The 23,660-nt window shown below is 60.9% G+C and carries 20 protein-coding genes; 13 read left to right on the forward strand and 7 right to left on the reverse strand.

Going from position 1 to position 23,660, the window contains the following annotated elements; translation table 11 throughout:
- Nucleotides 1-150: 150 nt before the first annotated feature.
- The gene (locus tag MRK42_RS00695; protein WP_354688732.1) at nt 151-588 is read left to right on the forward strand and encodes a DUF2846 domain-containing protein; all 438 of its coding nucleotides are present in this window, start codon (nt 151-153) and stop codon (nt 586-588) included.
- Between the two features lie 213 nt (nt 589-801).
- Nucleotides 802-1,332, forward strand: a complete 531-nt coding sequence (locus tag MRK42_RS00700) for a transposase (protein ID WP_201995002.1) — start codon at nt 802-804, stop codon at nt 1,330-1,332.
- Between the two features lie 241 nt (nt 1,333-1,573).
- On the opposite strand, the gene MRK42_RS00705 is transcribed toward MRK42_RS00700, so the two are convergent.
- Together MRK42_RS00705 and uvrD are read right to left on the reverse strand one after the other, a co-directional pair.
- On the reverse strand, nt 1,574-2,554 hold the full coding sequence (locus MRK42_RS00705) for an IS5-like element IS5 family transposase (protein ID WP_279458731.1): 981 nt from the start codon (nt 2,552-2,554) through the stop codon (nt 1,574-1,576).
- Between the two features lie 399 nt (nt 2,555-2,953).
- Nucleotides 2,954-5,125 (reverse strand): DNA helicase II, encoded by a 2,172-nt coding sequence (gene uvrD / locus MRK42_RS00710; RefSeq protein WP_354688733.1) that lies wholly within the window; start codon nt 5,123-5,125, stop codon nt 2,954-2,956.
- Between the two features lie 495 nt (nt 5,126-5,620).
- On the opposite strand from uvrD, the gene MRK42_RS00715 reads away from it, so the two are divergent.
- The 6 genes from MRK42_RS00715 (at nt 5,621) to MRK42_RS00740 (ending at nt 12,828) form a co-directional block, all read left to right on the forward strand.
- Nucleotides 5,621-6,619, forward strand: a complete 999-nt coding sequence (locus MRK42_RS00715) for a BMP family ABC transporter substrate-binding protein (RefSeq protein ID WP_026457413.1) — start codon at nt 5,621-5,623, stop codon at nt 6,617-6,619.
- A gap of 86 nt (nt 6,620-6,705) precedes the next feature.
- The gene (locus tag MRK42_RS00720) at nt 6,706-8,286 is read left to right on the forward strand and encodes an ABC transporter ATP-binding protein (protein WP_354688734.1); all 1,581 of its coding nucleotides are present in this window, start codon (nt 6,706-6,708) and stop codon (nt 8,284-8,286) included.
- Between the two features lie 180 nt (nt 8,287-8,466).
- Nucleotides 8,467-9,585 (forward strand): ABC transporter permease, encoded by a 1,119-nt coding sequence (locus tag MRK42_RS00725; RefSeq protein WP_354688735.1) that lies wholly within the window; start codon nt 8,467-8,469, stop codon nt 9,583-9,585.
- A gap of 64 nt (nt 9,586-9,649) precedes the next feature.
- The gene (locus MRK42_RS00730) at nt 9,650-10,615 is read left to right on the forward strand and encodes an ABC transporter permease (protein ID WP_124238648.1); all 966 of its coding nucleotides are present in this window, start codon (nt 9,650-9,652) and stop codon (nt 10,613-10,615) included.
- Between the two features lie 222 nt (nt 10,616-10,837).
- Nucleotides 10,838-11,470, forward strand: a complete 633-nt coding sequence (locus tag MRK42_RS00735) for an SCO family protein (RefSeq protein ID WP_042072466.1) — start codon at nt 10,838-10,840, stop codon at nt 11,468-11,470.
- Nucleotides 11,467-12,828, forward strand: a complete 1,362-nt coding sequence (locus MRK42_RS00740) for an MATE family efflux transporter (protein WP_354688736.1) — start codon at nt 11,467-11,469, stop codon at nt 12,826-12,828. The genes MRK42_RS00735 and MRK42_RS00740 overlap by 4 nt, the downstream gene beginning before the upstream one ends.
- 10 nt (nt 12,829-12,838) lie before the next feature.
- On the opposite strand, the gene trmL is transcribed toward MRK42_RS00740, so the two are convergent.
- The 3 genes from trmL to MRK42_RS00755 all read right to left on the reverse strand — a co-directional run bounded on the left by trmL (nt 12,839) and on the right by MRK42_RS00755 (nt 15,414).
- Nucleotides 12,839-13,303: a tRNA (uridine(34)/cytosine(34)/5-carboxymethylaminomethyluridine(34)-2'-O)-methyltransferase TrmL gene (trmL, locus tag MRK42_RS00745; protein ID WP_354688737.1), complete on the reverse strand. Its 465-nt coding sequence runs from the start codon at nt 13,301-13,303 to the stop codon at nt 12,839-12,841.
- Nucleotides 13,304-13,366: 63 nt separating this feature from the next.
- Nucleotides 13,367-14,737, reverse strand: coding sequence for an ATP-binding protein (locus MRK42_RS00750; protein ID WP_124238645.1), 1,371 nt, complete (start codon nt 14,735-14,737; stop codon nt 13,367-13,369).
- On the reverse strand, nt 14,719-15,414 hold the full coding sequence (locus MRK42_RS00755) for a response regulator (protein WP_354688738.1): 696 nt from the start codon (nt 15,412-15,414) through the stop codon (nt 14,719-14,721). The genes MRK42_RS00750 and MRK42_RS00755 overlap by 19 nt, the downstream gene beginning before the upstream one ends.
- Before the next feature lie 85 nt (nt 15,415-15,499).
- Between MRK42_RS00755 and MRK42_RS00760 the strand changes: the two genes are divergently transcribed.
- The 4 genes from MRK42_RS00760 (at nt 15,500) to MRK42_RS00775 (ending at nt 18,902) form a co-directional block, all read left to right on the forward strand.
- Nucleotides 15,500-16,411: a cation diffusion facilitator family transporter gene (locus tag MRK42_RS00760; RefSeq protein ID WP_026457438.1), complete on the forward strand. Its 912-nt coding sequence runs from the start codon at nt 15,500-15,502 to the stop codon at nt 16,409-16,411.
- Between the two features lie 10 nt (nt 16,412-16,421).
- Nucleotides 16,422-17,201 (forward strand): serine O-acetyltransferase, encoded by a 780-nt coding sequence (cysE, locus tag MRK42_RS00765; protein WP_026457437.1) that lies wholly within the window; start codon nt 16,422-16,424, stop codon nt 17,199-17,201.
- A gap of 21 nt (nt 17,202-17,222) precedes the next feature.
- Nucleotides 17,223-18,503 carry a hypothetical protein gene (locus tag MRK42_RS00770; RefSeq protein WP_354688739.1) on the forward strand — a complete coding sequence of 427 codons (1,281 nt, stop codon included), beginning with the start codon at nt 17,223-17,225 and terminating at the stop codon, nt 18,501-18,503.
- 189 nt (nt 18,504-18,692) lie between these two features.
- Nucleotides 18,693-18,902, forward strand: coding sequence for a cell division protein ZapB (locus tag MRK42_RS00775; protein ID WP_005307594.1), 210 nt, complete (start codon nt 18,693-18,695; stop codon nt 18,900-18,902).
- A 72-nt stretch (nt 18,903-18,974) separates the two neighbouring features.
- On the opposite strand, the gene elbB is transcribed toward MRK42_RS00775, so the two are convergent.
- A complete protein-coding gene (gene elbB / locus MRK42_RS00780; protein ID WP_354688740.1) occupies nt 18,975-19,625 on the reverse strand; it encodes an isoprenoid biosynthesis glyoxalase ElbB in 651 nt (216 codons plus the stop codon).
- A gap of 400 nt (nt 19,626-20,025) precedes the next feature.
- Here elbB and polA point away from each other — a divergent pair, with 400 nt between their 5' ends.
- Nucleotides 20,026-22,776 (forward strand): DNA polymerase I, encoded by a 2,751-nt coding sequence (gene polA / locus MRK42_RS00785; RefSeq protein WP_354688741.1) that lies wholly within the window; start codon nt 20,026-20,028, stop codon nt 22,774-22,776.
- Nucleotides 22,777-22,866: 90 nt separating this feature from the next.
- Here polA and MRK42_RS00790 read toward each other — a convergent pair whose 3' ends face one another.
- Nucleotides 22,867-23,406: a gamma carbonic anhydrase family protein gene (locus MRK42_RS00790; RefSeq protein WP_338611567.1), complete on the reverse strand. Its 540-nt coding sequence runs from the start codon at nt 23,404-23,406 to the stop codon at nt 22,867-22,869.
- Nucleotides 23,407-23,660: the final 254 nt, after the last annotated feature.

Raw genomic sequence — 23,660 nt, forward strand, 5'->3', positions numbered from 1 at the left:
ATCAGCTTGGGGGAGAGAAGCTGCATATCGGCCTCGATTAATTCCCGGAAAAGAGAGGCGGGTCACGGCTTGAAGGGCAATGGGCAATTGCCTGCCAACCAAGCTCCATGCGAACCTTTACTTTCCTTTAATCCAATAAAAACAAAGACTATGTTCAGGAAAATAATGGTAACCGCCGCCCTGCTGTCGGCGGGTCTGATGTCTGGTTGTGCCTCCGTGCCCATGGCCGACACCTCGGCGGATGCCCAGGCCAAGCAGTTTGTCGCGCCGGCCAATGCCGCCAACCTCTATATCTATCGCAATGAAACCTTCGGGGCCGCCGTCAAGATGCCGGTGCTGGTGGATGGTATGGCGGTCGGCGACACCGTGGCCCACACCTATATCCTCAAGCAGGTGACGCCGGGCAGCCACACCATCACCTCCAAGTCGGAGAACGATGCCACCCTGACCCTCAGCACCGAGGCGGGTAAAAACTACTACGTCTGGCAAGAGGTCAAGATGGGCCTGCTGATGGCTCGCTCCAAGCTGAGTCAGGTCAGTGAAGAGGAGGGCAAACAAGGAGTGATGGAGAGCAAGTTGGTCAAGTGATCAGATTTCTTCACCTAAAAACACGGCGTAGCCTCACCAGCTACGCCTTCTGCCAGAAAGATGGGTGTCCCATATTTCCTGTCCGTGTAGGTTCGATTAGCGAAGCGTAATCGGACGATCGCGTAATGGAACATCCGCGTCATCATGGCCTGCAAGCAGATCGAAGTGAGGCAAGGCTATGCTTGGCTTTTCGGCCGAGGCGAGAGGAAGGGCATGGCCAACTGGCGGCGGGCATGGTGGCCCGGAGGAACCTGGTTCTTTACCGTCAATCTGCTGGAGCGGCGCAACAATCGGCTGCTGGTGGAGCAGATCGACCTGCTGCGCCACAGCGTTGCCAAGGTGCAACAGGCTCACCCCTTCGCCATTCACGCCTGGGTGGTGTTGCCCGACCATCTCCACTGCATCCTCTCTTTGCCGGAGGGAGACACCGATTTCCCCCTGCGTTGGCGGCTGATCAAAAGCCACTTTTCCCGTGCCTTACCGGTGAACGAGCGGCGCAGCCAGACCCGGTTACGCCACGGGGAGCGGGGCATCTGGCAGCGCCATTATTGGGAACACCTGATCCGGGATGAGCAGGATTACCGCCGCCATATGGATTACGTCCATATCAACCCGCTCAAACATGGTCATGTCACGCGGGTGGCCGATTGGCCGTATTCCACCTTCCATCGCTATGTGGCGAGCGGCGTCTATCCACCGGATTGGTGCGGGTCGGTGGATGGGATGTTGGAGGGATTGGAGTGAACCTCTCAAGGGTTTTAAGGCTCGAAGATATGATTGCTAGAATTCGCGATCGTCCGATTACGCTTCGCTAATCGAACCTACAAGTCCTGAGTTAGGGAAAGTGCGAATAAGCAGGTCATTTCTTCCCAAGCTGGCTCGCTGATTAAAATTTCGCGGATCCGGGCCGATTGTTCTCCCGTAAACACCTCGAATTAGCCTATTTAGGCCGTTTTTTCGCCATTCCTGGCGTTATTTCCGGTTTTTAGTGAGATCTCTCCCACTGACGTATCATCTGGTCCACCCGAAACAGGTTGGCCAGGGTGAATAACATCGCCAGTTGGTTATCGTTTTTCTGTAGCCCCTTGTATCTGGCTTTCACGAAGCCGAACTGCCGCTTGATGATGCGAAACGGGTGCTCCACTTTGGCCCGGATGCGGGCTTTCATGTATTCGATGTTGATGGCCGTTTTGTTCTTGCGTGGATGCTGTTTCAAGGTTCTTACCTTGCCGGGGCGCTCGGCGATCAGCCAGTCCACATCCACCTCGGCCAGCTCCTCGCGCTGTGGCGCCCCTTGGTAGCCGGCATCGGCTGAGACAAATTGCTCCTCTCCATGCAGCAGATTACCCAGCTGATTGAGGTCATGCTCGTTGGCCGCGGTGGTGACTAGGCTGTGGGTCAGGCCACTCTTGGCATCGACACCAATGTGGGCCTTCATGCCAAAGTGCCACTGATTGCCTTTCTTGGTCTGATGCATCTCCGGATCGCGTTGCTGCTCTTTGTTCTTGGTCGAGCTGGGTGCCTCAATGATGGTGGCATCGACCAAGGTGCCTTGAGTCATCATGACGCCTGCTTCGGCCAGCCAGCGATTGATGGTCTTGAACAATTGGCGGGCCAGTTGATGCTGCTCCAGCAGGTGGCGGAAATTCATGATGGTGGTGCGGTCCGGCAAGGCGCTATCCAGGGATAACCGGGCAAACAGACGCATGGAGGCGATTTCGTACAGAGCATCTTCCATCGCGCCATCGCTCAGGTTGTACCAATGCTGCATGCAGTGAATGCGTAGCATGGTTTCCAGCGGATAAGGTCGCCGGCCATTACCAGCCTTGGGGTAAAACGGCTCGATGACTTCCACCATGTTTTGCCATGGCAGAATCTGCTCCATGCGGGACAAGAAAATCTCTTTTCTGGTCTGACGGCGCTTACTGCTGAATTCACTGTCGGCGAAGGTGAGTTGATGACTCATGATGGCCCTCGGAAATGCGGCTCCGGATGAACATTATGATCTCATATCACAGACTTGTTCGCACCTTCCCTAGATCCTGAGATTAATGCATATCCAATAAGTGCATTATCTGATTTCAGAGCATGGTTCCAAAACATTTACTTGCCTGAGAAATATCCGGCTTACATAAGAAGAAAAGTTAGCGATGGTACGGTTAATTTGGAGTCTATGCCGCTTCTTCTCTCAGCAGTAATGCCGCCAGATGTAGCTAGTAAAATTCTAATCAATTAATTTTCATTCCGTTTATTTTTTCTAACTGCGAGGCATATTCGGATGGTCTCATATTTAAGGTTGTTGCGATGATGATATAAAAAACCAACCCGGCCTCAGCCGGGTTGGTTGCATCAATAGCGGGAAAAATCAGAGCGCTTCCAATCTGGCATATGCCGTCACCAGCCACTTGGCGCCGACGTCGTCGAACTGGATCTGCACCCGGCTTTGCTGGCCGACCCCTTCGAAGTTGAGCACTATCCCTTCCCCAAATTTCGGATGGAGCACCCGCTGGCCCAGCTTGATGCCGCTGGCGTCGAAGCTTTGTTGTACTTCGTTCTGGCTAAAGCGGCCGTACTGGGTGGGTCTGCTGACCTGAGTACGCAGGCGGATCTCTTCCAGACACTCGGCGGGCATCTCGCGGATAAAGCGGCTCGGCTTGTGGAACATCTCGCGGCCATAGATGCGGCGGCTCTCGGCATAACAGATGTAGAGCTTCTCCATGGCGCGGGTCATGCCGACATAACAGAGGCGCCGCTCCTCCTCCAGCCGGCCCGACTCCTCGGTCGATTGCTGGCTGGGGAACATCCCTTCTTCCACGCCGACCAGCAGCACCAGCGGGAACTCCAGCCCCTTGGCACTGTGCAAGGTCATCAGCTGCACTGCGTCGGCATATTCGTCCGCCTGATTCTCGCCGGATTCGAGCGCCGCGTGGGCGAGGAAGGCGGAGAGATCGCTCATGTCTTCCAGCTCGTCCGGGCGCTGGTACTGGCGGCAGGCGGTGACCAGTTCGTCCAGGTTCTCTACCCGCGCCTGGGATTTCTCGCCCTTCTCCGCCAGATACATCGCCTTGAGGCCGGAGTGCTGGATGGCGATATCCGCCTGCTGGTGCAGGGGCAGCAGGGAGACCTGCTCTTCCAGCGCGTCGATAAGCTCGACAAAGCCGCGTACCGCATTGCCGGCGCGACCGGTCAGCACCTTGTCATTGAGCAGCCCTTTGGCCGATTGCCAGAGGTTGAGCCCCTGATCCCGGGCGTTATTGCGCAGGATCTCGAGGGTGCGATCACCGATGCCACGGGTCGGGGTGTTGACCACCCGCTCGAAGCTGGCGTCGTCGCCACGGTTGTTGATAAGCCGCAGGTAGGCCATGGCGTCCTTGATCTCCTGGCGCTCGAAGAAGCGCAGGCCGCCGTAGATGCGATACGGCATGGCGTCCTGCATCAGCGCCTCTTCCAGCACCCGCGACTGGGCGTTGGAGCGATAGAGGATGGCGCAGTCGGCGAGCAGGCCACCTTTCTCTTTCCAGTCCTTGAGGCGGCCGACCACGAAGCGCGCCTCGTCCACCTCGTTGAAGGCGGCGTAGAGGGAAATCGGCTCGCCCTCGGCCCCCTCGGTCCACAGCTCCTTGCCCAGGCGCTCGGCGTTGTTGGCGATGACGCTGTTGGCCGCTTTCAGGATATTGGCGGTGGAGCGGTAGTTCTGCTCGAGGCGGATGGTCTCGGCGCCCTGATAGTCGGTCAGGAAGCGCTGGATGTTCTCAATCTTGGCGCCGCGCCAGCCGTAGATGGACTGGTCATCGTCGCCGACGATCATCACCTTGCCGCTGTTGCCCGCCAGCATCCGCAACCAGGCGTACTGGATGCCGTTGGTATCCTGGAACTCGTCCACCAGGATGTTCTGGAAGCGGTCGCGGTAGTGCTCGAGGATGTGCGGCTTGTTGAGCCACAGCTCGTGGGCGCGCAGCAAGAGCTCGGCAAAGTCCACCAGCCCGGAGCGATCGCAGGTCTCCTGATAGGTCTTGTAGATCTGCTGATAGGTGCGGGTGACGGGGTCGCCGTAGAGGTCGATGTCGCCGGGGCGCAACCCCTCGTCCTTCTTGCCGTTGATGTAGCCCATCACGGCGCGCGGGGCCCAGTGCTTCTCGTCGAGGTTGAGCGCCTTGAGCACCCGGCGGATGAGACGGTACTGGTCGTCGGAGTCGAGGATCTGGAAATCCTGCGGCAGCCCCGCATCCAGATGATGGGCCCGCAGCAGGCGATGGGCGATGCCGTGGAAGGTGCCGATCCACATGCCGCGGACATTGTCGCCGATCACTTTCTCGACCCGGCCACGCATTTCGGCCGCCGCCTTGTTGGTAAAGGTCACCGCGATGATGGAGAAGGGTGAACAGCGTTCCACCTGCATCAGCCAGGCGATACGGTGCACCAGCACCCGGGTCTTGCCCGAACCGGCACCGGCCAGCACCAGCAGGTTGCAGCGGGGGGCCGCTACCGCGTCTCTTTGCTTGTCGTTGAGCCCGTCGAGCAGGGTTGAAACGTCCATCACCACTCCTGTTTATTTATACAGGCGGCGATTATACGGCCATCCACCCGTCAGACCAAACCCAAAGTCAGGGGGCGGGCATCGGGGGAGGGGCCCGCATTCCGATGTGATGTCTACCTCGGGCGTAAATCGAAGAAGGGGATGAAGGGGAGCGGCGGCGCGCCTTGTCGGTGCAGCGTGGGAATTTGCGAGCCGGATCACGGACGGGCAGGGGGGAGAGATGAATCTCGGGAAAACGATTTACATTAACTCATTGAACAATAAGAAAAATATCGTTTTGGTCTTTAGCTATTCAGAACAAAAAACTTAAAAATCGCCAAAAAACAACATGTTATATAGTTACTTGCTTATAACTCAAACCGTTAGCGCAAACGTTTTTCTATTATCATCTGCTTGACCCCCACCCGGGCTGACTTAGAGTAAGTCTGCGTGCTAGTTGGCCTGCCCGGGCAGGCAAGCAGGTTCCCTCACTTAATAACAATCAAGGATACGATCGTGACTAAAGTGCTCAAGCTGGCCACCGTGGCCACCCTCACCCTCGCCGCCCTCTCAGCTCAGGCTGCTTCCGAGCCCGCCGTGATCTACGACACCGCCGGCAAGTTTGACAAATCATTCAACGAAGCCGTGTTCCGCAACGGCGTCGAAGTCTACAACAAGGACAAGGGCGTCAAGGTCAAGGAGTTCGAACCCCAGAACGAAGCCCAGCGCGAACAGGGCCTGCGCCGTCTGGCCAGCCGTGGCAACGGCCCTATCGTAGCGGTCGGTTTCAACATGGGCTCGGCAGTAGAGAAGGTCGCGACCGAATTCCCGAAAACCCAGTTCACCATCATCGACATGGTGGTCGACAAGCCGAACGTGCAGTCCGTCATCTTCAAGGAGCATGAAGGCTCCTTCCTGGTGGGCGCACTGGCGGCCATCGCCTCCAAGAGCGGCAAGGTCGGCTTCGTGGGCGGCATGGATATCCCGCTGATCCGCAAGTTCCAGTGCGGCTACGAGCAGGGCGCCAAGTACGTCAACCCGAAGATCGACGTGTTCCAGAACATGACCGGTTCCACCCCGGCGGCTTTTGCTGACCCGGCCAAGGGTGCCGAGCTGGCCAAGTCCCAGTTCGCCAAGGGCGCGGACGTGGTCTATGCCGCCGCCGGCGGTACCGGCATCGGCGTCTACCAGGCTGCCAAGGACGAGGGCAAGCTGGCCATCGGCGTGGATTCCAATCAGAACCACCTGCAACCGGGCACCATGCTGACCTCTATGGTCAAGTCGGTCGGCCTGGCCGCCTACCAGACCTGGGATGACGCCGCCAAGGGCGAGTGGAAGCCGGGCATCAAAAACCTGGGCCTGGCCGAGGGCGGTGTGGATTGGGCACTCGACAAGGATAACGAGAAGCTGATCACTCCGGAAATGAAGGCCAAGGTAGACGCCATCAAGGCCGACATCATCGCTGGCAAGATCAAGGTTCATGACTACATGAGCGACAACTCCTGCAAATACTAATCAGAACCTAGCTACGACTCTCAACGCACCGACCGGCCCGCACGGGCCGGTTTTTAGTCTTACTTCATGACACGCAGGGCTGCATCATGGACCAGACAGATCGCTATGCCATCGAATTAAGAGGTATCGATAAGCGGTTCGGCGACGTATACGCCAACAAGCTGATTGACCTCCAGGTTCGTAAAGGCAGCATTCACGGCATTGTCGGCGAGAACGGCGCCGGCAAATCCACCCTGATGAGCATTATTTACGGTTTCTACCATGCCGACAAAGGCGAGATGCTGATCGACGGGAAACCCTTCAAACCCCATGGCTCACAAGATGCGATTGCCGCAGGGGTGGGCATGGTGCACCAGCACTTCATGCTGGTGAACAACTTTACTGTTTTGGAAAACGTCATCCTCGGCGCCGAGAACGGCTGGCACCTGCGTCAGAGCGTGGCGGCGGCGGAAAAGCTGCTCGGCGAGCTGGCCCGGGACTATGGTCTCGAAGTGCCGCTGCACGAGAAGGTGGAAGATCTGCCGGTGGGCCTGCAGCAGCGGGTCGAGATCCTCAAGGCGCTCTATCGCGGCGCCCGCATCCTGATCCTCGACGAGCCGACCGGGGTACTGACCCCGCAAGAGGCGGATCACCTGTTCGAGGTGCTGAAAAAGCTGCGGGATCAGGGGGCGACCATCATCCTCATCACCCACAAGCTGCGGGAAATCCTGGCCATCACGGATCAGGTCTCCATCATGCGCCGTGGCGAGATGGTGGCCCACGTGGCCACCAAAGACACCGACAAGGAGCAGCTCGCCGAGCTGATGGTGGGGCGCAAGGTGCGCCTCAAGGTCGACAAGGGGCCGACCCAGCCGGGCGACGCCAAGCTCAAGGTCGAGGGGCTCAGCTATGTCGACGCCAGCAAGGTGGAGCGGGTCAAATCGGTCAGCTTCGAGGTGCGTGCCGGTGAAGTGGTCGGCATCGCCGGGGTCTCCGGCAACGGCCAGTCCGAACTGCTCAGCCTGCTGGGGGGCATCCTCAAGCCGAGCAAGGGGGGCTTTACCATCAGCAGTCGCGACGGGGTGCACCGGGTCAGCGCCGAGCATCCCGCCGATCCCGAGCTAGTGCGCAACTATGGCCTCGGCCATGTGCCGGAAGACAGGCACAAGATGGGCCTCATCAACCGCTTCGAGGCGAAAGAGGCCTTCATCCTCGGCTATCACCGCCGCCCGCAATACAACAAGGGGTGGCTGCAGAACAAAGACGCGATCCAGCAGGATTGCCAGGCCAAGATGGAGAAGTGGGACGTGCGCCCGCCCAGCCCCGAGCACAAGACAGCCAACTTCTCCGGCGGCAACCAGCAGAAGCTGGTGATCGCCCGTGAGGTGGAGCAAGACCCGGACGTGCTGCTGATCGGTCAGCCGACCCGCGGGGTCGACATCGGCGCTATCGAGTACATTCACCAGCAGGTGATCGCCATGCGCGACAAGGGCAAGGCGGTGCTGCTGGTGTCGGTGGAACTGGACGAGATCATGAGCCTGTCGGATCGCATCCTGGTCATCGCCGATGGCCGCATCGTCGGCGAGCTGGATGCCGCCAGGGCGGATGAGCGCACCATAGGTCTGATGATGGCGAATATCGTTCCCGATGAAGTGGCTGCTGGCCTGACACAAGGAGCGACGCCATGATGATCACCTCTGTTTGTCGACAGCGTGGTCTGATGATGGTCAATACATCCGTACCCGATGACGTGGCGGCCAGCCCGACACAAGGAGCGACGCCATGAGGATCACATCTGTTTGTCGTCAGCGCGGTCTGATGATGGTCAATACATCTGTGCCCGATGACGTTGCCAAGGAGGCCCGCTGATGAGCCAAGTTCGTGTCCCTGCCTGGGTCTCCGTGGGCGTCTTGTCTGCGGTCAATATTCTGCTGGCCTTCCTGGTGTCGGCCATCCTGTTCTACTACCTCGACATCAACCCGGTCGATGCCGCCGAGATCATGTGGTACGGCGCCTTCGGCACCGGCGAGGGGATAGGTTTCACCCTCTACTACGCCACCGGCTTCATCTTCACCGGTCTGGCGGTGGCGGTGGCCTTTCACGCCGGCCTGTTCAACATCGGCGGTGAGGGGCAGGCCTACATAGGCGGCCTCGGCGTCGGCCTGGTCTGTCTGCTGCTCGGCGATGTGCTGCCGTTTGCCCTGCTGCTGCCGCTGGCCATCATCGCCGGCGGCTTGTTCGGCGCGGCCTGGGCCTTTATCCCGGCCTGGCTGCAAGCCAAGCGCGGCAGCCACATCGTCATCACCACCATCATGTTCAACTTCATCGCCGCCTCACTGATGGCCTATCTGCTGGTGGAGGTGTTTAAGCCGCCCGGATCCATGGCCACCGAGAGTCGGGTGTTCGCCGAGGTGAGCTGGTTGCCCAAGCTGAGCACCATGGCGGCCAGCTTCGGGATGGAAGTGCCCAACAGCCCGCTCAACATCAGTTTCGTCTGGGCGTTGATCTGCGCGCTCCTGGTGTGGGTCTTCATCTGGCATACCCGCTGGGGTTACGAGATCCGGGCGGTGGGGGCGAGCCAGAGTGCTTCCGCCTACGCGGGCATCTCCTATCCCAGAGTGGTGATCCTGGCCATGGTGATCTCCGGCATGCTGGCGGGCTTCTTTGCCCTCAACGTGCTGCAGGGGGAGCTGCACCAGATCAAGCTCAACTTCGTGGAAGGGTTTGGCTTCACCGGCATCGCGGTGGCCCTGATGGGGCGCAACCACCCGGTCGGCGTCATCATCGCCAGCCTGCTGTTCGGTTTCCTCTATCAGGGGGGCGCCGAGCTCAGCTTCGAATTCGGCGTTGACCGCAACATAGTGGTGGTGCTGCAGGGGCTGGTGATCCTGTTCTGCGGCGCGCTGGAGCACATGATGCGCCCGCGCATCGAGCAGCTCTATCTGGCCTTTGCCAGCCGCTCAACTGCACAAGTGAAGGGGGCCTGATCATGGATGACTTCGCCAACCTGCAATCACTGGCCCAGCACCTGACCGTCGAGGGGGTATCACCATGTTTGAACTGCTGATCCTGATGCTGGATGCCACCATCCGCACCGCGCCGCCTCTCATACTGGCGGCCATGGCGGGCATGTTCTGCGAGCGCTCCGGGGTGGTCAACATCGCCCTGGAGGGCAAGCTGCTGGCGGCCGCCTTTGCCGGCGGTGCCGCCGCCGCGGTCTCCGGCTCGGCCTGGATCGGGCTGGGGGCCGGGGTGCTGGTCTCGGTGTTGTTTGCCCTGATGCACGGCTTTGCCACCATCACCCACCGGGGTGATCAGGTGGTGAGCGGCATGGCCATCAACATACTGGCGGCCGGCCTGACCGTTACCCTGGGCCGTTACTGGTTCGATCAGGGGGGCCAGACCCCGGCGCTCTCCGGTGATGCCCGTTTCGCCCCCATCGATCTGCCCTATGCCAAGGAGCTGTATGACGTGCCCGTCATCGGCCAGCTCTACAGCGAGCTCCTGAGCGGCCACTCCCTGCTGGAGTACCTGGCGTTCGCCGCCGTGCCGCTGGCCTGGTGGGTGCTGTTTCGCACCCGCTTCGGGCTGCGGTTACGGGCGGTGGGCGAGGCCCCGGCGGCGGTCGATACTGCCGGCATCTCTGTGGTGCGGATGCGCTACACGGCGCTCATCATCGGCGGTCTGCTGGCGGGGTTGGGTGGCGTCTACCTGTCGGTGGCCCAGACTGCCCAGTTCATCCCTAACATGAGCGCGGGCAAGGGCTTCATGGCGCTGGCCGCGCTGGTGTTCGGCAAGTGGCGCCCCTGGAACGCCATGGCTGCCTGTCTGCTGTTCGGCTTCCTCGATGCGGTGGCCATTCGCCTGCAAGGGGTGAGCGTGGGGGGCTTTGCCATCCCGGTACAGGCCATCGAGGCGCTGCCCTATATCCTGACGGTGTTCCTGCTGGCCGGTTTTATCGGTCGAGCGGTGGCGCCCAAGGCACTCGGCACCCCTTATGTGAAGGAGCGGGAGTAGCGTCTACGCGTGCTCTATGCCCGGGGCCCCATTGGCGGGCCCCGTTCCAAAGCCCCCTCGTTATAGAGGGGGCTTTTGTTTTTACAGGATCTGGCGCTGGCAAATTGCTCGACAAGAGGTTGATGCGCGATGACGACCCGTTTCCGGCCCATTGGAGTTACAATACCGGCCTCCATGTGACCACTGCAGGTCAGATGCACCGAACTGAAAGGGTCTCTTGTTATGATGAAGCTTCGTTATCCCCTGATTTTTCTGCTGTTGACAAGCTGCCTCATCTTCGCGTTCTACGTTACCCGGCCAGAGATGCCGGAGCATGCCGACTACTATCCCGCCGCACGGGACATCAATGACTTCACCTTTACCGACGCGGACAATCAGCCCTTTACCCCCGCCAATCTGCTGGGACACTGGACCTTCCTGTTCGTCGGCTACACCTTCTGCCCCGATATCTGTCCCACCACCATGGCCGATTTGCGTTCCATCTACGGCGAGCTCAAGCAGCTGGCACCCAACAGCCAGGTGGTGTTCGTCTCGGCGGATCCCCAGCGGGATACCCTGGAGCGCCTCAAGACCTACACCGCCTTCTTCAATCCCGAATTCAAGGCGGTGACGGCGGATCACGACAAGCTGTTTCCCTTCGTGCGCAACCTGGGGCTCATCTACTCCATCGCCAATCAGGGGGAGAAGGATTACCTGATCGATCACTCCGCCTCCATCGTGCTTATCAATCCCAAGGGCAAGCTGCAGGGCGTGTTTCGCCCGCAGGTGGCGCCGGGTCAGGTGCCACGGGTGCAGATGGCGACCCTGCTCTCTGACTTCTCCCGCATTCTGAAGCTGTCGGGCAACCGGGAGTGACCCGTCCGGTTGCGCCCTGGTGGCGGGATCCCGCCCGCCACGGCGCCGTCTTTGCCCTCGCCCTGCCCATGGTGTTTTCCAACATCACCACCCCCATGCTGGGGCTGGTGGACACCTGGGTGATCGGTCATCTCGGCGAGGCCTGGTTTCTCGGCGGCGTGTCGGTCGGCTCGACCCTCATCAACCTGATCTTCTGGCTGCTCGGCTTCCTGCGGATGTCCACGACCGGGCTCACGGCCCAGGCCCATGGCGCCGCCGATCAGCGCGCCCAGCTTGATGCCCTGGTGCGGGCGCTGGGGCTGGCCATCGTCATGGGATTGGGGCTGCTTGTGCTGCTCTTTCCCCTGCTGCCCTGGCTCATCGCCCTGAGTGGCGGCTCCGCCGAGGTGCAGCTCTATGCCGGCCAGTACGTGGCGGTGCGGATCTGGAGTGCGCCGGCGGCGCTGTGCAATCTGGTGATCATGGGCTGGCTGCTGGGGATGCAGGATGCCCGCAGTCCCATGGTGATGCTGATCCTCACCAATCTGGTCAACATGGCGCTGGATGCCCTGTTCGTGCTGGGGCTGGGCTGGCAGGTGCGCGGCGTGGCCGCGGCCTCTGTGCTGGCGGATTACGGCGCGCTGGCGGTCGGCATCTGGCTGGTTCGCCACCATCTGCGCCAGTTGTTGCCCGAGGTGTGGCAGGACGGCTGGCAGCGCTGGCGGCGACTCGCCCCCCTGAAGCGGCTGCTCGGGCTGAACCGGGATATCTTCCTGCGGGCACTCTGTCTGCAACTCTGTTTTGCCTTCATGACCCTGCAGGGAGCCAGGCTGGGGGACGTGGCGGTGGCCGCCAATGCGGTGCTGCTCAACTTCCTGATGCTGATCTCCTACGGGCTGGACGGCTTTGCCTACGCGGTGGAGGCCATGGTGGGCCGCGCCATCGGCCAGCGGGATCGCCAGAAGCTGCGGGAGGCCATCCTGCTCAATCTGGGCTGGGCCGCCCTGATCGCGGCCGGATTTACCCTAGGATTTGCCCTGCTGGGCAGCCAGTTTATCGGCCGGATCACCGATATCCCTGAGGTGGTGGCCGCGGCCAATGGCCAGCTGCCCTGGCTGGTGGCCATGCCGCTGCTGGCGGTCTGGTGCTTCCTGCTGGACGGGGTCTTCATCGGCGCCACCCGGGCGAAGGAGATGCGCAACAGCATGCTGCTGGCGGTCTTCGGCGGTTTCTTCCCGGTCTGGTGGCTGACCCAGTCGTGGGGCGTGGCCGCCCTGTGGGCGGCGATGGCCGCGCTCATGGTGGGGCGCGGCCTGACCCTGGGGTTCTTGTGCTGGCAACTGGAGCGCAGCGGCCGTCTGATCGACGCCAGCCACTGATTTTTCTGCCTTAAAGGGCGCCTTCGTAGCCCAGCTGGCGCCAGCTCTCGTAGACGAACACCGACACCGCGTTGGAGAGGTTCATGCTGCGGCTCTGGGGCAGCATGGGGATGCGCAGCCGCTGTTCGAACGGCAGGCTCTCGATAAGATCCGCAGGCAGGCCGCGGCTCTCCGGGCCGAACAGCAGGGCATCACCCAAGGAAAACTGGGCCGCCGAGTGGGCTGTGCGCCCCTTGGTGGTGCAGGCGAACACCCGCTTCGGCGCCACCGCCGCCAAGAAGGCTTCAAAGTTCGGCCAGCGCTTCACCTCTGCAAATTCGTGATAGTCGAGCCCCGCCCGCTTCACCCGCTTGTCATCCCACTCGAACCCCAGCGGCTCTATCAGGTGCAGCCGGTAACCTGTGTTGGCACAGAGCCGGATGATGTTGCCCGTATTGGGCGGAATTTCGGGTTGGTAGAGCACGATATCGAGCATGGCAGGGCTCCTGCTGGGACGGAAAGGGCGCCAGCATACCCAGCGCCCGTGGCGTTGAAAAGATCAGGCGATGGGCAGGCGGATGGTAATGGTCAGTCCGGTCGGCTGGTTGCTGCTGGCCTGGATGGTGCCGCCGTGGCGATGGATCGCCTCCGAGGCGATGGCAAGCCCGAGCCCTGTGCCACCCGTCTTGGCGTTGCGGGCATCGTCGACCCGGAAGAAGGGCAGAAACAGCTGCTCCTGTTGCTCCGGCGGCACGCCTGGGCCGTCGTCGCGGATGATCATCACCCACTCCAACCCTTCCCGGTACCACTCCACCTTGATGAATTCACGGGCATATTTGAGCGCGTTACGCAGCGGATTTTCCACCGCCCGCGCCAGCAGCTCGGGCCACATCGGCAGCGACTCGGCCGGCAGTGGCGGCAGACGCAGCTGCTTGCCGCTCTGGTTGGCCTCGAACATGGCGTCTTCCAGAATGGGCTCCAGCAGCTCGGCCAGCGGTTGCACCACGGGGGCCTCCACATGCTGCTGTACCCGCGACAGATCCAGCAGGTCGCCGATCAGCTTGTCCAGCCGGCCAATCTCCGACTCTATCCGCGCCAGTTCGGCGCTGTCGCCCTGCTTGCGGCGGATCAGGGCCTGGGCCAGCTGCATCCGTGTGAGCGGGCTGCGCAGCTCGTGGGATATGTCGGAAAGCAGCTGTTTCTGCTTCTGGATCATGCTCTTGAGGGTATCCACCATGTGGCTCACGTTGTCGGCCAGCTGGCCTATCTCGTCACCCCGGCCGAGGTTGGGGATCTGGGTCTCCAGGCTGCCGGCAGCCAGCAGGGAGACCGCTTTTTGCAATTGCAGTATGGGGCGGGTCAGGCGCCAGGCGAGCAGCAGGCAGAGCGGGGTGCTGACCAGCATGGCGACCCCGAGGATGCGGATCGGGTGATCCAGGATCTGGATGAACAGGAACAGATAGGGGGTATCGACGTTGAGCCCGAAATAGACGTGGTATTGCTGGCCGCGATGCTCCATCAGAAAGGGGCCGGCGATGGCCTTGCGATCCTCGTGACCCAGCATGGGGTGGTTGGGATTGTCGGCATCTACCATGAAGCGAACCACGAACTTGCGGGGATGGACGGTGGACTGGATCTGGCCGTTGGCACCGCGCACATAGACGTTGTCCACCGGCAGCATGGTGATCTTCTCCATCGCCTTTGCCAGCTCGAAATCCCGCGCCGGGTCTGCGGCATCCTTGAGGATCTGCACGTTGTGTTGCATTCGCATCACCTCGTGGGCAGGCAACGGGAGCTGGTTGCGCGGATCCAGGTTGGGCAGGCTGATGACGGCGGCCATCATCACCAGCAGGATCAGCCAGAACCAGACGAAGATCTGGGTGGAGAGGCCGCTGATCGAGGGCGCCTTGATTACTCCTGTTCTAGCCACAGATAGCCGCGCCCCCGTACAGTCTTGAAGCGGGGCTGGCCATCGAGCCGTTCCGGCAACTTCTTGCGCAGGTTGCTCAGGTGCATGTCGATGGCGCGATCGAAGGGCTCCAGCTTCTTGCCGAGCACCTGCTCCGAGAGGTGACTCTTGCTGATGATCTGGCCCGGGTTGCGCAGCAGGCACTCCAGCAGGCCGAATTCGGTGGCGGTCAGCTCCAGCGGCTGTTCGCCGCAGCACGCCTGCTGCAGGCCCGGTTGCAGTACGATGTCCATGAAGTGGATTTCGTCGGAGCCGTGGCCGCGTTGGGGCTGATGATTCTGGGTGCGGCGCAGGATGGCCCGCACTCTCGCCAACAGCTCCCGATCATCAAATGGCTTGGCCAGATAGTCGTCGGCGCCGGCCTCCAGGCCGTTGACCCTGTCCTGGCTGTCGCCGCGGGCGGTCAGCATCAGCACCGGGGTGTCGTGGGTCTTGCGCAGCCGGGTCAGCATGGCAAAGCCGTTCAGTTTGGGCATCATCACGTCCAGCAGCACCAGGTTGAAGCGTTGTTCCGTCAGGCGCTGCAATCCCTCTTCACCATCCTCGGCGACCGTGACCTGAAATCCTTCCAGGGTCAGAATTTCGGTGAGCAGCTGGGTCAATTCAAGATCGTCATCGACCAGGAGTATTCTGTTCATCGGGTGTTCTTCCGCAGATTTTCGCGCCAAACTGACGCCGGGGTGAAGGTATAATAATTTTTTACGCGACAGAGGAAAGCCGGATTTGAGCCATCAACACTATTCCCGTTGGGTGACCTTTGCCAGCATGGCGGCGGTTGCGACAGCCACCCTGCTAATCATCGGCAAGCTGATCGCCTGGATCATGACCGACTCGTCGACCCTGCTGGCCTCCCTCACCGACTCCTTCATGGATGTCAGCGCCTCCATCATCAATCTGCTGGCGATCCGCTATGCGCTGGCTCCCGCCGATGACGAACACAGCTTTGGCCACGGTAAGGCCGAGTCCCTGGCCGGGCTCATCCAGGCGGCGTTCATCTCGGGCTCGGCCCTGCTGCTGGTGATGCACGGCATCTCCTCCCTGCTCAACCAGACGCCCATTCTGCGGCTGGAGGCGGGGATCTGGGTGACGGTCGGTTCCATCGTGCTGACCCTGCTGCTGGTCAGCTTCCAGAGTTTTGTCATCCGCAAGACCAACAGCGTGGCCATCAAGGCGGATATGCTGCACTACCGCTCCGATCTGCTGCTCAACGGTGGCGTGTTGCTGGCGCTGGTGCTGGCGGGGCAGGGCTGGTATTGGGCAGATGGCCTGTTTGCCGTGCTGATCGGGGGCATTTTGCTGTGGGGCGCCGTCCATATCGGCTACGAGTCGGTGCAGGCGCTGCTCGATCGTCAGTTGCCAGCGGAAGAACAAGCGAGAATAATGACCCTCTGCTGTGCCGTAGATGGCGTTCACGGCGTCCACGATCTGCGTACCCGTCAATCCGGGCCGACCCGATTCGTTCAGTTGCATCTGGAACTTGACGATCAGATCCCCCTGGTCAAGGCCCATCAGATAGCCGATGAAGCCGAGCAGGCGATACGCCAGGCATTCGAGCGAATGGATGTCATCATCCACATGGACCCCATCTCGGTACTGATAAAAGAACAACAGAGTCCTCACCCCGAACAACAGTAGGTTGCACCACATGGATGATCTGGTTGCCAAAACCTGGCAAAAAATTCAGCAAGAAGCGCTCTGCATGGCGGCCGAAGAGCCCATGCTGGCCAGCTTCTTCCACTCCACCATTCTCAATCACAAGAATCTGCGTTCGGCTCTCAGCTTTCAGCTGGCCAACAAGCTCGACAGTGCCACCATGCCCGCCATCGCCCTGCGCGAGGTGATCGAGCTGGCCCTGCGCAGCGAACCCGAACTGCTGGCCATGGTGGCTGCCGATATCTGCGCGGTGCAGGAGCGCGACCCGGCGGTCGATCTCTTCTCCACCCCGCTGCTCTACCTCAAGGGCTTTCATGCCCTGCAGGGTTACCGGGTCGCCAACTGGCTGTGGCGCCAGGGGCGCCGTTCCCTGGCCCTCTATCTGCAAAACCAGATCTCCGTGGTGTTCGGGGTGGATGTGCACCCGGCGGCGCGCATCGGCAAGGGCATCATGTTTGACCATGCCACCGGTATAGTGGTGGGTGAGACGGCGGTGATTGAGGATGATGTCTCCATCCTGCAGAGTGTGACCCTGGGCGGGACCGGTAAGGAGAGCGGCGATCGTCATCCCAAGATCCGCGAAGGGGTGATGATAGGGGCGGGCGCCAAGGTGCTCGGCAATATCGAAGTGGGCAGGGGCGCCAAGATAGGTGCCGGCAGCGTGGTGATCAACCCGGTGCCGCCCCATACCACGGTGGCCGGGGTGCCGGCCAAGATTGTGGGCCACCCGGAGTGCGACAAGCCTTCCCTGGATATGGATCAGTGCCTCTGATCCCCTGACCGAGACGATTCGATGGCCAAGCGCTGGTCAGGTTATCTGATCCTGGGGATGTGGCTGCTCAACCTGCTGCATCTCTATCTGGGATTCTCCCCCTGGCCCGCGGCCATCGCGGCCTGGGCAGCCTCTCTCCTCACCTGGCCCTGGCTGGTGGGGGCGGCCAGACGCCAGGCGCTGGCCCTGTACGGAGCGGCCCTGTTGCTGTTGCTCTTCGCCTGGTGGCAGGGGGCCAGCCTCAAGGCCGGCGACTGGCTGCTGCCCAACATCAACATGCTCACCATGTTTGCCGCGGTGAGCACCCTCAACCTCGCCACTTCCGGCCTGCTCACCGGCACCACCTCCTGGCCCGGTCGCAAGGGGTTGTGGAGCACCATGGCCAGCCTCAACCTGCTGGGGGCCGTCATCAACCTTTCGGTGCTCTTCATCATCGGCGATCGGCTGGAACGCAACGGCACCCTGGAGCGGCGCCAGGTGATGGTGCTGAGCCGGATCTTCTGCGCAGCCGCCTTCTGGTCCCCCTTCTTCGTCGCCATGGCGGTGGCGCTCACTTATGCCCCCGGTCTGCAACTCTCGGCGATCCTGCCCTTCGGCATCGTCGGCGCCCTGCTGGCGATGGGGCTGACGGCCTGGCAGGTGGAGCGGCTCGGCGTGCAGGATTTTGCCGGGTATCCGCTGCGCCTGCAGACCCTGGGGCTGCCGGTGGCGCTGGCGTTGCTGGTGCTGCTCATCAAGCAGATCTGGCCAGAGCTCGGCATTCTGGCGGTGATCGCCCTGGTGGCGCCGCTGCTGGCACTGATCTTCATGCCTAGTGCCGGGCGTAAGGCGGCCCTCAAGCGCCAGGTGGTGGAGCGCTTCCCCGCCATCGGCGGCCAGCTGGTGCTGTTTCTCGGGGCGGGTCTGCTGGCTGCCGGCATCAACAGCGCCCTGTCGGTGATCGATCTGGGAGGCGGCCACGGGCTGCCGTTCTTCAACCACTTCGGCTGGCTCGAAGCCTCCCTCACCCTGCTGCTGATCCTGCTGGTGGCCATCGTCGGGGTGCATCCCCTCATCAGCATCTCGGGGTTGGCTCCCCTGCTCTGGCCCCTGGCGCCGGATCCCAGCCTGCTTGGCATGAGCTTTTTGCTGGGTTGGGGGCTCGCCACCGGCACCAGCCCGCTCTCGGGATCCAACCTGGCGCTGGCCTCTCGCTACAACCTGAGTGCGGGGTCTATCCTGCGCTGGAATCTGGGCTACGGCCTGTCGATGTACTGTGTCGCCTGCCTGTTGCTGGGGGCCTATATCGCCCTGTACGGCTGATGGTCGGGGCTGGTCCCGACTTGGGGAGCAGGATGCGAGAAAAATAGACGCATATTTGGACAATACCTCTACGGAAGGCGCATTTTACAGCGTGCTGGCTTGTTTGTGCCGATGTGCTCGGGGTATGCTGGCTTCACGCGCTTGAATCGCCCTCTGTGGGGCATCGCAATTGAACAAACAGGTATGCATATGTCACTAGAAGTCCTTGAGCAACTCGAATCCAAAGTACAATCCGCCGTCGACAACATCTCCCTGCTGAAGATGGAGCTGGACGAGCTGAAAGAGCAGAACAGCAAGCTGCAAGACGAGAACCATCAGCTGCGCAACGAACACGTTGCATGGCAGGAGCGTCTGCGTGCCCTGCTGGGCAAGATGGATCAGATGGGCGAAAGCATCTAATCCGTCGCTATACGCGAGAATTGAAAACGGGCCGCTCCATGAGCGGCCCGTTTGTCTTGGCGCAGCGGGGGATCACAGGGCAAGCAGCTGCTTGACCGTCTTCTCGATGCCGTCCGCGGCCTCCACTATGTTGCTGGCCAGCATGTAGGCGGGAGTGGAGATCACCTTGCGCTCCTGATCCACCACGAACTCGTTGACCGGGCAGTTGAGATGGCTGCCGCCCATCGTCTCGATGGCGTTGGCGATGCCCTCATCGTGGCCTATGGTGGCCAGGGTGCCGGCGCCGTAGATAAGCGGGATCATGGCCGGGGCGATGCAGATATAGGCCGCCGGTTTGCCGGCCCTGGCAAAGCTCTGGCAGGCCTTTAGCACATCCGGCTGGATCTGGCACTCCGCCCCCTTGATGGCGAAGTCGCACAGGTTCTTGGCGGCGCCAAAGCCGCCGGGTACCAGCAGGGCGTCATAATCGGCCGCATCCAGCTCGGCGACATCTTTGATCTGGCCGCGGCAGATGCGGGCGGCCTCGATCAGCACGTTGCGACTATCTCCTTCACTCACCTCGCCAGTCAGGTGGTTGATCACGTGGAGTTGCGCCACGTTCGGGGCAAAGCATTGGGTGGTGGCGCCATGGCGTGCCAGCGCCAGCAGACTGATGACGGCTTCATGGATTTCTGCCCCGTCGAAGACGCCACAGCCACTCAAAATCACGGCCACTTTTTTCATGGAAAACTCCTCGTTGTTGAAAATGTGAGCCAGGATGGATTGTTGTACTTTTGTATGGTTATCGCTCGCCATCCGCTGGTCAAGTCATCTTGCTGTGCTAGGATTGTTTCGTTTTGGATCCTGCCGTACCTACTCCCTTAAAACTTTTTCCACATTGATCGAGATCATTTTAATGGTCTATCGATCTTGCTTTGTGTTTGTATTTGATTGTTTTTAATGGCATTTTTGGTTTTTGCGCACAGCTTTATCACTGCTGGCAATAATTCGCCCCATTTTTGAACACAGAGTTATCCACAGATTTTTATCCCGTCAGCAGCCATGCAGGCTGTTACCTGGCCCCTTGGTGTGAAGGGGGCCCTGTGGCATCCTAGCGGCTGTTTATCTCTGGCAGGACGATTTCATGGCCCCTAGCAACCCCCTTATTCTGGTCGACGGCTCCTCTTATCTTTACCGCGCCTTCTTTGCCTCGCAGCAGGCCGATCTGCGCACCTCGACCGGTTTGCCGAGCGGCGCCGTCCGTGTCATGGCCAACATGATGCGCAGCCTGCGCAAGCAGTATCCCGACTGCCATGTGGCCGTGGTGTTCGATGCCAAGGGCAAGACCTTCCGCGACGATATCTATCCCGAATACAAGGCCAACCGGGCCAGCATGCCGGACGATCTGCGCAGCCAGGTCGCCCCCATCCACCAGATGATCAAGGCGATGGGTTTCCCCTTCCTGATGGTGGAAGGAGTGGAGGCCGACGACGTGATCGGCACCCTGGCCCGCCAGGCAACCGAGAAGCAGTTGCCGGTGCTGATCAGCACCGGCGACAAGGACATGGCGCAGCTGGTCTCCGACCATGTCACCCTGATCGACACCATGAAGGACGTGAAGACCGATAGGGAAGGGGTGATCGAGAAGTTCGGCGTGCCGCCCGAGCTCATCATCGACTACCTGGCCCTGATGGGAGACAAGGTGGACAACATCCCCGGCATGACCGGCGTCGGCGAGAAGACAGCCCTGGCCCTGCTGCAGGGTATCGGCAGCATCGACGAGCTCGCCGCCAATCTGGACAAGGTGGCGGCGCTCGGCTTCCGTGGATCCAAGACCTTTGCCGACAAGTTCCGCGAGCAGGAGGAGCAGGTACGCCTCTCCTATACCCTCGCCACTATCAAGACCGACGTCGAGCTGGAGCAGAGCCTGGAAGAGCTGCAGCTCGGCCCCATCGACAAGGAGGCCCTGCTGGCGGTCTATCGCGAGTACGAGCTGCGCAACCTGATTAAAGAGCTGGAGTCCGGCGGTGAGGAGAGCGGCGCCGAGGGTGATGAGGAAGGCACAGCCCCGGCAGCTGCCATCGAAACCGACTACCGCTGCATTCTGGACGAGGCCGAATTCGATGAGTGGCTGGCACGCCTGCAGGCGGCCCCGCTGTTTGCCTTCGACACCGAGACCACCAGTCTCGACTATATGGAGGCGCGCATTGTTGGCGTCTCCTTTGCCATCGAACCGGGCAAGGCGGCCTACGTGCCCTTCGGTCACGACTATCTGGGGGCGCCGGTGCAGCTGACTGAGGCCGTGGTGCTTGGCAAGCTCAAACCACTGCTGGAAGATCCGGCCCGCCTCAAGGTGGGGCAGAACCTCAAGTACGATCGCAACGTGCTGCTCAATCACGGCATCGAGCTGCAGGGCATCGCCTACGACACCATGCTCGAGTCCTATGTGCTCAACTCCACCGCTAGCCGTCACGACATGGACTCGCTGGCCCGTAAGTATCTGAACGTCGAGACCATCTCGTTCGAAGATATCGCCGGCAAGGGGGTCAAGCAGCTTACCTTCAACCAGATCGAACTGGAGCAGGCGGCTCCCTATGCGGCGGAAGATGCCGACATCACCCTGCGTCTGCATCAGGCGCTGTGGGGCAAGCTCTCTGCCGAGCCGGGTCTCGCCAAGGTATTCAGCGAGATCGAACTGCCGCTGCTGCCGGTGCTGGCGCGGATGGAGCGACTCGGTACCACCATAGAGCCCAAGCTGCTGCATCAGCAGAGCCAGGAGATCGAAGTGCGACTGGCGGAGCTGGAGAAGCAGGCTCACGAGCTGGCCGGACAGGAGTTCAACCTCTCCTCGCCCAAGCAGCTGGGGGAGATCCTCTTTACCAAGCTGGGGCTGCCGATCATCAAAAAGACCCCCAAGGGAGCGCCATCCACTGCGGAAGAGGTGCTGGCCGAGCTGGCGGAGACCTATGAGCTGCCGCAACTGCTGATGGAGCACCGTGGGCTGGCCAAGCTCAAGTCCACCTACACGGACAAGCTGCCGCTGATGATCAAGCCGCAGACCGGGCGGGTGCACACCTCCTATCACCAGGCGGTGGCGGCGACCGGTCGGCTCTCGTCCACCGATCCCAACCTGCAGAACATCCCGGTGCGCAACGAACAGGGGCGTCGCATCCGGCAGGCCTTCATCCCGTGCGCCGGTTACAAGCTGGTGGCGGCGGACTACTCCCAGATCGAGCTGCGGATCATGGCCCACCTCTCCGGTGACAAGGGGCTGCTGACCGCTTTCGCCGAGGGCAAGGACATCCACAAGGCGACCGCCGCCGAGGTATTCGGGGTTGAACTTGATGCGGTGACCAGCGACATGCGTCGCAGCGCCAAGGCGATCAACTTCGGCCTCATCTACGGCATGAGCGCCTTCGGTCTGGCCAAGCAGCTGGGGATCGGCCGTGCCGAGGCGCAGAAGTACATGGATCTCTACTTCGAGCGCTACCCGGGTGTGCTGGAGTACATGGAGCGCACCCGCCAGCAGGCGGAAGCCCAGGGCTATGTCGAAACCCAGTTTGGTCGCCGTCTCTATCTGCCGGACATCAAGTCGCGCAATGCCGGTCTGCGCAAGGCGGCGGAACGGGCTGCCATCAACGCCCCCATGCAGGGGACGGCCGCCGACATCATCAAGCGCGCTATGATCAACGTGGATGGCTGGATCCGGGGGATTGAAGACGAGTCGATCCGCATGCTGATGCAGGTGCACGATGAACTGGTGTTCGAGATCCGCGAAGAGAAGCTGGAGGAGTACATCGCCATCATCAAGGAGAAGATGTCGAGCGCTGCCGAATTGCATGTGCCGCTGGTGGTCGAAGCGGGCACCGGTGACAACTGGGATCAGGCCCACTGATCACTGTCAGTCGTCATCGACAACATATATAGCTATATAAGAAGCGAAGCCCGGCATCATGCCGGGCTTCCTGTTTGTGGCTACGGTGTTTCAGGACTCTTGCAGGTATTCGTCCTTGAGCAGGACATAATTGTCGGCCGAGGTTTTGAGGAAGGCGATCTCGGCCGGCTTGAGAGGGCGCGCCTGCTTGATGGGATTGCCCATATAAAGAAAGCCGGCCTCGAGTCGCTTGCCCGGTGGCACCAGGCTACCGGCACCGATCATCACATCATCTTCGACCACGGCCCCGTCCAGCAGGATGGCACCCATGCCGACCAAGACCCGGTTGCCAATGGTGCAGCCATGCAGCATCGCCTTGTGGCCGACCGTGACATCTTCTCCGATCAACAACGGATAGCCGGCAGGGTTGCTGGTATTCTTGCGAGTCAGGTGCAGCACTGTGCCGTCCTGAATGTTGCTGCGGGCACCGATGCGGATATGATTGACGTCCCCTCTGGCGGCCACCATGGGCCAGATGCTGGCATCGTCACCCAGCTGGATATCGCCCACCAGGGTGGCGCAGGGGTCTACATATACCCGTTTGCCCAGTTGCGGGCGTTTTCCCTTGTAAGGTCTCAGTCGCAAGTCCATCTTGGCCTCCTTGTTTTCGGCCATTCTAGCAATTCGGTACTGGTTTCTGTGGATAAGTTTGTATAAAAGCTGTGCTTGGATATGAATAACTAAAAAAGTGCAGTTTTTTGCAATTTTATTGCAGGGGAGGGGTTGCCAGAACGAATTCACTCCCTATAATGCGCCTCCATCGACACGGCAAGCGGCAACGCAAACAACCGAGTCGGTGGCCTCGAAAAGCCTTTGCAAATAAGGCTTGACTCGAGAAGGCGGTT

The organism is Aeromonas sp. 19NY04SH05-1 (assembly GCF_040581895.1).
GTDB lineage: Bacteria > Pseudomonadota > Gammaproteobacteria > Enterobacterales > Aeromonadaceae > Aeromonas > Aeromonas enteropelogenes.

Bases quoted from the DNA above. Each gene is read 5' to 3' on its own strand.
- MRK42_RS00695 (WP_354688732.1), top strand. From the start codon at position 151: ATGTTCAGGAAAATAATGGTAACCGCCGCCCTGCTGTCGGCGGGTCTG.
- MRK42_RS00700 (WP_201995002.1), top strand. From the start codon at position 802: ATGGCCAACTGGCGGCGGGCATGGTGGCCCGGAGGAACCTGGTTCTTT.
- MRK42_RS00705 (WP_279458731.1), bottom strand. From the start codon at position 2,554: ATGAGTCATCAACTCACCTTCGCCGACAGTGAATTCAGCAGTAAGCGC.
- uvrD (WP_354688733.1), bottom strand. From the start codon at position 5,125: ATGGACGTTTCAACCCTGCTCGACGGGCTCAACGACAAGCAAAGAGAC.
- MRK42_RS00720 (WP_354688734.1), top strand. From the start codon at position 6,706: ATGGACCAGACAGATCGCTATGCCATCGAATTAAGAGGTATCGATAAG.
- MRK42_RS00725 (WP_354688735.1), top strand. From the start codon at position 8,467: ATGAGCCAAGTTCGTGTCCCTGCCTGGGTCTCCGTGGGCGTCTTGTCT.
- MRK42_RS00730 (WP_124238648.1), top strand. From the start codon at position 9,650: ATGTTTGAACTGCTGATCCTGATGCTGGATGCCACCATCCGCACCGCG.
- MRK42_RS00735 (WP_042072466.1), top strand. From the start codon at position 10,838: ATGATGAAGCTTCGTTATCCCCTGATTTTTCTGCTGTTGACAAGCTGC.
- trmL (WP_354688737.1), bottom strand. From the start codon at position 13,303: ATGCTCGATATCGTGCTCTACCAACCCGAAATTCCGCCCAATACGGGC.
- MRK42_RS00755 (WP_354688738.1), bottom strand. From the start codon at position 15,414: ATGAACAGAATACTCCTGGTCGATGACGATCTTGAATTGACCCAGCTG.
- cysE (WP_026457437.1), top strand. From the start codon at position 16,422: ATGGATGATCTGGTTGCCAAAACCTGGCAAAAAATTCAGCAAGAAGCG.
- MRK42_RS00770 (WP_354688739.1), top strand. From the start codon at position 17,223: ATGGCCAAGCGCTGGTCAGGTTATCTGATCCTGGGGATGTGGCTGCTC.
- MRK42_RS00775 (WP_005307594.1), top strand. From the start codon at position 18,693: ATGTCACTAGAAGTCCTTGAGCAACTCGAATCCAAAGTACAATCCGCC.
- elbB (WP_354688740.1), bottom strand. From the start codon at position 19,625: ATGAAAAAAGTGGCCGTGATTTTGAGTGGCTGTGGCGTCTTCGACGGG.
- polA (WP_354688741.1), top strand. From the start codon at position 20,026: ATGGCCCCTAGCAACCCCCTTATTCTGGTCGACGGCTCCTCTTATCTT.
- MRK42_RS00790 (WP_338611567.1), bottom strand. From the start codon at position 23,406: ATGGACTTGCGACTGAGACCTTACAAGGGAAAACGCCCGCAACTGGGC.